Origin of the sequence: Methylobacterium nigriterrae, assembly GCF_037106235.1 — a bacterium.
Taxonomy (GTDB): domain Bacteria; phylum Pseudomonadota; class Alphaproteobacteria; order Rhizobiales; family Beijerinckiaceae; genus Methylobacterium; species Methylobacterium nigriterrae.
In genome coordinates this window covers 1-2,084 of the sequence record NZ_JBAWTG010000314.1, presented here as the reverse complement: position 1 = coordinate 2,084, position 2,084 = coordinate 1, and the positions used below count along the sequence as shown (strand labels likewise).

Sequence of the window (2,084 nt, the reverse complement as noted above, 5' to 3'; positions counted from 1 at the left end):
CTCACCCTTTGAGGCGTTCGAGGAGGGTTGCTCCGAGGCGTGCGGGGGAGGGCGAGACGCGGATGCCGGCCGCCTCCATGGCGGCGATCTTGTCCTCGGCCCCGCCCTTGCCGCCCGAGATGATCGCGCCCGCATGCCCCATCCGGCGGCCCGGCGGCGCCGTCCGGCCGGCGATGAAGCCCACCATCGGCTTGCTCCGCCCCCGCCGCGCCTCGTCCGCCAGGAACTGCGCCGCCTCCTCCTCGGCCGAGCCGCCGATCTCGCCGATCATCACGATCGACTCCGTCTTCGGATCCGCCAGGAACAGCTCCAGCACGTCGATGAACTCCGTGCCCTTGACCGGGTCCCCCCCGATCCCCACCGCCGTCGTCTGGCCAAGCCCCGCCGTCGTCGTCTGGAACACCGCCTCGTAGGTCAGCGTGCCCGAGCGCGACACGATCCCCACGCTCCCGGGCCGGAAGATGTTGGCCGGCATGATCCCGATCTTGCTCTCGCCCGCCGTCACGATCCCAGGGCAGTTCGGGCCCACCAGACGCGACTTCGAGCCCACAAGCGCCCGCTTCACCCGCACCATGTCGAGAACCGGGATGCCTTCCGTGATGCACACGATCAACGGCACCTCCGCCGCCACCGCCTCCAGGATCGCGTCCGCCGCCCCCGGCGGCGGCACGTAGACCACGGACGCCTCCGCCCCCGTCGCCTCCCGCGCCTCCGCCACCGTGTCGAACACCGGCAGACCCAGATGCCGCGCCCCGCCTTTGCCCGGGCTCGTGCCGCCCACCATCTTGGTGCCGTAGGCAATCGCCTGCTCGGAGTGGAAGGTGCCGTTCTTGCCCGTGAAGCCCTGGCAGATCACACGGGTGTTGGCATCGATCAGAACGGACATCTCAGGCTCCCTTCACGGCCGCGACGATCTTCTGGGCCGCGTCGTCGAGATCGTCGGCCGGGATCACGTTCAGACCCGAGCCCCGGATGATCGCCTTGCCCTCCTCGACATTCGTGCCCTCCAGCCGCACCACCAGCGGCACCGCCAGGCCCACCGCCTTCACGGCCGCGATCACCCCGCGCGCGATCACGTCGCACTTCATGATCCCGCCGAAGATGTTGACCAAAATCCCCTTCACGTTCGGATCCGCCGTGATGATCTTGAAGGCGGCCGTGACCTTCTCCTCGGACGCCCCCCCGCCGACATCCAGGAAGTTGGCCGGCTCCTCGCCGTAGAGCTTGATGATGTCGAGCGTGGCCATCGCCAGCCCCGCCCCGTTGACCATGCAGCCGATCGTGCCCTCGAGCGCGATGTAGGCCAGATCGTGCTTGGAGGCCTCGATCTCCTTCGCGTCCTCCTCGCTCTCGTCGCGCAAGCCCAGCACGTCCGGGTGGCGGTAGAGCGCGTTGGCATCGAACGCCATCTTGGCATCCAGGCACACCAGCCGCCCCTCCCCGGTCAGCACCAGCGGGTTGATCTCCAGAAGGCTCATGTCCTTGGCCAGGAACGCCCGGTAGAGCCCGGCCGCCAGAGCCTCCGCCTGCTTGGCCTGGGGGCCCGTCAGCCCGAGCGCCTTGGCAATCGCCCGGCCGTGATGGGGCATCAGCCCGGTGGCCGGGTCGACCGGCACCGTGTGGATCTTCTCAGGCGTGTCGTGGGCGACCGCCTCGATGTCCATGCCGCCCTCCGTCGAGACCACGAAGGCCACGCCCCCGCTCTCGCGGTCGACCAGCATCGACAGGTAGAACTCGGCCGCGATCTGGGCGCCCTCCTCGATGTAGAGGCGGTTGACCTGGCGGCCGGACGGACCCGTCTGCACCGTCACCAGCGTCGCGCCCAGCATCTCGCGGGCGTTCTGGACGACCTCCTCGACCGACCGAGACACCCGAACCCCGCCCTTGGCGCCAGCAGGCGCGTCCTGGAAGGTGCCCTTGCCCCGCCCGCCCGCGTGGATCTGGCTCTTCACAACCCAGACCGGACCGCCAAGCTCCCGCGCCGCCGCCTCAGCCTCCGACGCCGCCAAAACCGCAACACCCCGCGACACCGGCAGACCAAACTCCCGCAATACCGCCTTCGCCTGATACTCGTGGATGTTCAT

General features: G+C 69.4%; 2 protein-coding genes. Both read right to left on the bottom strand.

What is annotated here, in order from left to right; genetic code table 11:
- Window position 1: 1 nt before the first annotated feature.
- Window positions 2-886, bottom strand: a complete 885-nt coding sequence (gene sucD / locus WDW90_RS36590; RefSeq protein WP_336492636.1) for a succinate--CoA ligase subunit alpha — start codon at window positions 884-886, stop codon at window positions 2-4.
- A 1-nt stretch (window position 887) separates the two neighbouring features.
- On the bottom strand, window positions 888-2,084 hold the full coding sequence (gene sucC, locus WDW90_RS36585; RefSeq protein WP_336492635.1) for an ADP-forming succinate--CoA ligase subunit beta: 1,197 nt from the start codon (window positions 2,082-2,084) through the stop codon (window positions 888-890).